The following is a 5,707-nucleotide window of genomic DNA, read 5'->3' on the forward strand; positions in this document are numbered from 1 at the left end:
CACAAAGTATTGGGTATGATGTCCAATTTGCTGGAAATGTCATGGGCGTGTTCATGTTTGGTGTTTTAGTTGGATCTTTGGTGTTCGGATTCCTGACCGATAAAATGGGGGCAAAGAAAACCACATTTTTCTCCATGTTCGTTGGTTTGATTTCAGTTTTCTTATTGATATTCCTACCAGAAAATCCAGTGTTATTTTCAGTGGCACTCGGATTATTTGGATTTGTTTCATCATCTGTTGGAACACTAGGACCTTTATTGACTACCGCTATCTTCGGCACTAAAGAATATGGCGCAATTTATGGAACGGCAGCATTAGGTTTAGCGCTGGCAGGAATTACGGCCCTCCCTGCGAATGGGTTTGTATTTGATGCAACAGGAAGATATTTATACGTGTTATATTCTGTTGCTGTTATGATTCTGTTAAGTGTCTTGTTAATTATCATTGCGTTCAAAGGAAAAGAAAAATTAGAAAAAGCAGGTCAATGGAATTAAGCGACATGATTAAGGAGTAAGCGAAATCACATCTGTGGTTTCGCTTTTTTGATACCCTCCTTTTTCACTTGTCCATAAGCAGTTTGCTTCGAACACAAGGAGAAAGCTTTATTCGGAGCAGGAAACGGAAACATTCACAAAATAGAAAGCGGCAAAGGGATGATAAGAATGGGAGTAGGAGATTCCCTACTGTATCATTGAGGAATAAAAGCAGAAAAAGCCCGGATTCTGTCTGGATCGAACCTGGGCTGATATAGAAAAAAGGCCCGAAATCGGAAATGTTTATTTTTCACTAAAACGAGCCTATATCTGAAATCTTTATTTTGGTTAGGAAATGTTTATTTTAGGTTTACACTTTCAAAACAAGTTTTGCCACACATTTCACATGTGTTGAGTGTATGTGGCAACTCATGAGGTGCTGGTAAGTTTTCAAACATCCTATGAATAAGACCTCCGAGTACATCACTGCTAGGTTACCACCGAACAAATCCATCAAGCATCAAGAAAATCAAGTTCTATTCTCCGTAATTGTACTGTCCAGAATCCCGATGAATACCTAAATATTAATTTGAAGTAATAGGTGTTTCACCAAGAAGCTAGCAGCATAGTAAGATTATGGCGTAAACAGTTTCCAATTCCCTTCACTGACAACTTCCACCGCATCGTCAATCACTTTTATGGCGGTTTGATCATCAATTGCATACGCAGGCCCCTGAAACCCAGCGGCCCATCTCTCTGCAGCAGCCATTGTGTTATGCGGCAGCATCTCGTGTTCCAGATGGGGGAACATTGAAAAATCAACCATACTCAAGCCGTTATCACCACCATCAGGAGGAGTCCAACCAACAAAGAATTCACCGATGTTAGGTGCCATCACCATGCTCCCAGCACTCATTCCCACATAGACTGACCGCAACGACGGCAAAAGGTCCGCCAGTCCGGACTCCCGCATCCAATGGCATAGGTAGAGGGCGTCGCCTCCCGACACCAGAAGGACGTCCGTCTCCCTTACCAGAGGCACCCAGCGATCTTTACTAATACTAGGCAGTGCTGTGAGCTCTAGTATGCCGACGGAGTTCCATCCCAGGTTGACCATAGGATTATCTTCTTTCCCACTAATGAACTCCCAAGCTTTGACGCCTGGCCCAACCCAGGGGTGTCCATACATCGCGGTGGGGATGCACAGGGCGTTAGAGTCACCGATTGGCTTGTCCAGCATGTCAATCAACGTATCGTGAATGCTTTTGTTATTAATACCACCAGATGTAAGCAGAAGTTTCATAACTCCACTCCTCCTCTTTGCACGTTTTTACCACAGTCAAAGATTTGTGAATTTAGATAGTATCCTAAGGTAGATTAGGTAACATAGGGAGTCTTCACCTATAAATATTATTAATATTCTGTAATTATTTGGATAGAACCTGGGCTAGCATAGAAAAAAGGCCCGAAACCGGAAATGTTTATTTTCACTAAAACGAGCCTTATATCTGAAATCTTTATTCTGGTTAGGAAAGTTTTACAGCAAGATATGGATAGTGAAGCAATTTTTACCGTGATAAATTTAGGTCAATGGATTTGGCCAATTCAAACAGAATCATCTAAATTGTGATGAACATCAACCCAAATTAAAAATTTGAATCAATCGGCAGCTTTTTAATAGGGGTAAATATATGATAGTCCGAATCAAGATGATGAACGCTATTAAAGACTTGAATAAGTTCAATATCTGATTTATCTCTTTCTTGCTTTGAAATTTTCAAAAATCTTGCGAAATCGGTTATCAACACATCACCCACATCAAGAAGATCACCAGTGTATTTGAACTTAGCACAAAAGATTTGTGGTACATCTACGTTGAAGTAGAAAGGTTTATCTATTTGTATATCGTATGGAATGCCAAAGAGAGCATTGAATTGAGTTGAATTTGGATGGCAATTTGAATAGAGCATAAAACAAGGTCCAGAAACTGTGTCATCTATTGTTTCTAATAGCATTTTAGAATGAGCATGAATCTTTGCTTTGTAATCTTCAGTTGCCAAATCAACTTCAAATGCAATACCCGTCAATCTGATAGCGTCAAATTCCGTCAAGCTAAAATCGGTTACTACATCACCATTAAGGTTTTTTAAAGGGCGCTTAACGACTTTAGGTATAGGTTCTGAAGATATGGCGCTTTCTTTTTCTTTTAGTGAGCGAGGAGTTAGGTTATATTGACGCTTAAAAGCACGAGTGAACGAAGATTGTGATCCGAAATTTAACTGATATGCAATCTCCGTCAATGATAATCGGCCTTCTTGAATTAATCTAACTGCGCTATTTAATCGTCTCGACAATATATATTGGTTCAAGGAACAACCCATTATTGCAGAAAAAAGTCTGTGAAAATAAAATTTCGACATGTTGAAGTTTTTAGATACAGACTCCACTGACAACGGTTCCTCAATATGATCTTCAATAAAAATTAAAGAGTTTTCAATAATTCTATAATGATCCATAAGGGGATCCTTCCCTCCATATTCCATTATTTTAGAATCTAAATTGCTAATAAGATTAATCATTTTAAGGAGGCGCATTAATGAACAAGGATAGAATGAATGGAATATTAATCGGTATATTTTATATCGTTGCTGCCGTCAGTGCTGTTATTGCTGTGCTATTATATCAACCGTTACTATCAGAAGATTGGTATAAGGCTGTGGTGAATGGTTCGGAAACAGCTTTTCTGATTGGTGTAACGAATGACATTTTGCTAATTGTAACTGCAATTGGAACAGCTATTATGTTATTTCCGTATGTACGATTATGGAATGAACATTCGGCATTAGCCTATCTTTGTTTTCGATTTATGGAGGCTGTTTTTATAGCGATTGGCGTGGTGAGTATATTAGGTTTGATAAATCTTAGTTCTGATTACGGAGCTGGACATATAGTTAATGAAGGAGCATATCATCACACGGGAAGCGTTCTTCAATCATTTCATGCTTGGACTTCTATATTAGGGCCGAATTTGATGCTCGGCTTGAATACACTCTTGTACAGTTATTTATTATATAAGACGGAAATCGTGCCAAAACGGCTAGCGATATTTGGAATGCTGACGGCTGTTATGGTATTCCTTGCTGGATTGCTCAATATGTTTGATATCATTGACCCATTCTCTACTATAAAGGGACTTATCGCCCTGCCAATCGGCATCTATGAGTTGAGTTTGGCAATCTGGTTAATCATAAAAGGCTTTAATACAAAGAAATTAGAGATACTAAGAGGAAGCAAGAGCTAATTTAATGTTGAGTAACGTGCCAGGAAAAAAATCACCTACAATAAACCGCTTATCTAAAGTTTACATTCTCACTATTCGTATCAAACACATCTTTAATTCAGCATATTCCATAGATATTCCTCATAAGTAATGATCCCTTTCCTTTATCTTTGTATTGTATATTCAGAGGTTGGTTCCTTTATTCTACTAACCTTCTTGGACCTTTTATTCATTGATAGGAAGCAATCAAATATTTTAAGTAAGGTCACGGTCAAGGCAAAGTGATGATTACTTTATAATGAGGGCCTTTCTTCATTCAAAAATAAAAAGCAGACGGTTTAGAAATGCGGTACCAAAACTTCTAAACCGCCTGCTTTTTTACCTTATACTTGTATCACCAAAACAAACTTTTCCGAAAACACCCGCCTCAAACCAGCACTCTTCCATTGCAAATAAAATAAAGATTTCCGAAATTGAATAGCAAAGTTCAGAGGTAAGAGATCGCTTGTGCACGCCAGAAAAGCACCGAGAAGGAAATGGATCAAGTATTGGCGACCTGCGGTCTGCACTTGAATGTAGCCTGATAGACCCGTTGAGAAGGACTTGAAAGACAAGGTTTTATGCCGGAATGCAAATAGATTGGAGCCTGAACTTCCCTCTGAATTATGAGGAATGAAAATGGAAAAAGCCCGGACTCATATTGGATTGATATTGGAGAGAACCTGGGCTGGCATAGAAAAAAGGCCCGCTATCGGAAATGTCTATTTTCACGAAAACGAGCCGGAAGCTGAAATCTTTATTCTGGTTAGGAAATGTTTATTTTAGGGTTACATTTTCAATACTAATTTAGCTACACACTCAACATGTGCCGTCTGTGGGAACATATCAACTGGCTGGATGTACTCAACCTGATATTTTCCTGACAGGGCAGCGATATCTTTAGCCAGTGTGGATGGATTGCAGGAAATATAAACAAACTTTTCCGGTTTGATTTTCAAGACTGTCTGAAGAAAGGCCTGATCGCAGCCGGTCCTTGGCGGATCGACGACAATCACTTCTGGGCGCCAGCCTTCTTTTGCCCATTTAGGCAGCCATTCTTCGGCTTTGCCTGTTTCATATCGGGCATGCTGGACGCCGTGGCGCTCAGCATTCTTCCTTGCGTCCACGATTGATTCAGGAATGATATCCATCCCCCTGATTTCAGCCGCTTCACCTGCCAGCCACAGGCCGATTGTTCCCACACCGCAATAAGCGTCGACGATTTTCTCCTTGCCGGTCAATCCCGCCGCCTGCCTGGCCTCATTGTAGAGCTTGACAGTCTGTTCAGGATTCAGCTGGAAGAACGTTCTTGCTGATAGTTCAAACTGGAGGTCTCCCAGGGTCTCCTGAATGAAGTCTTTTCCATCCATCGTTTCAGTCTCATCGCCGAAAATCAGCGAGGTCTTCTGGCCGTTGACATTCTGGACAATGGATGTGAGCTCAGGCAGGCGGCGCCTTGCCTCCTGGACAATGAGATCTTTTTTGGGAAGCTCTTTTTTAAATGTCACGAGCACGATCTGAAGCTCTCCGGTCTGGATGCCTGTCCTGGCGACGATGGTTCGGACAAGGCCTTTCCCGGACCTTTCATTATATACCGGTATATTCAGATCCTGGAGAATGCGTTTCATTGTTTCAGTTGCTTTCACAGTGGCAGGATGCTGAACATGGCATTGCTCAATATTAATCAGTTGATGAGAATTGAGCCCGTAAAGCCCAGCCAGGATCCTGCCATCCTTCTCCCCAACCTGGAACTGGCTTTTGTTCCGATAGCCCCAGGGGTTATCCATCCCAATTGTTTCACGAACTTCAATGGCATTGGCTACGGTTTTCGCATGGCGCTCCAGCGACTGAATGACGATATCCCGCTTTTCTTTCAACTGCTGGTGGTAATCCAGATGCTGCAGCTGGCAGCCGC

5 protein-coding genes are annotated in these 5,707 nt (G+C 41.0%); 2 read left to right on the forward strand and 3 right to left on the reverse strand.

The features are described 5' to 3' along the window. The coding region (locus tag AC52RT_RS04975) for an MFS transporter (RefSeq protein ID WP_495539727.1) at nt 1–494 on the forward strand (494 nt) is incomplete at its 5' end. Between the two features lie 613 nt (nt 495–1,107). On the opposite strand, the gene AC52RT_RS04980 is transcribed toward AC52RT_RS04975, so the two are convergent. Both AC52RT_RS04980 and AC52RT_RS04985 read right to left on the reverse strand, forming a co-directional pair. Further along, entirely contained in the window at nt 1,108–1,776 is a 669-nt protein-coding gene (locus AC52RT_RS04980) for a Type 1 glutamine amidotransferase-like domain-containing protein (RefSeq protein ID WP_495539728.1), read from the reverse strand. 343 nt (nt 1,777–2,119) lie between these two features. Next, the gene (locus AC52RT_RS04985; RefSeq protein ID WP_495539729.1) at nt 2,120–3,052 is read right to left on the reverse strand and encodes a helix-turn-helix transcriptional regulator; all 933 of its coding nucleotides are present in this window, start codon (nt 3,050–3,052) and stop codon (nt 2,120–2,122) included. Nucleotides 3,053–3,069: 17 nt separating this feature from the next. On the opposite strand from AC52RT_RS04985, the gene AC52RT_RS04990 reads away from it, so the two are divergent. Continuing rightward, nucleotides 3,070–3,774 carry a DUF4386 domain-containing protein gene (locus AC52RT_RS04990; protein ID WP_495539730.1) on the forward strand — a complete coding sequence of 235 codons (705 nt, stop codon included), beginning with the start codon at nt 3,070–3,072 and terminating at the stop codon, nt 3,772–3,774. A gap of 806 nt (nt 3,775–4,580) precedes the next feature. Here the strand turns inward: AC52RT_RS04990 and rlmD are convergent. Further along, nucleotides 4,581–5,707: 23S rRNA (uracil(1939)-C(5))-methyltransferase RlmD (rlmD, locus tag AC52RT_RS04995; protein WP_495539731.1), on the reverse strand; the 1,127-nt coding region annotated here is incomplete at its 5' end.

It is taken from the genome of Peribacillus sp. (assembly GCF_059453735.1).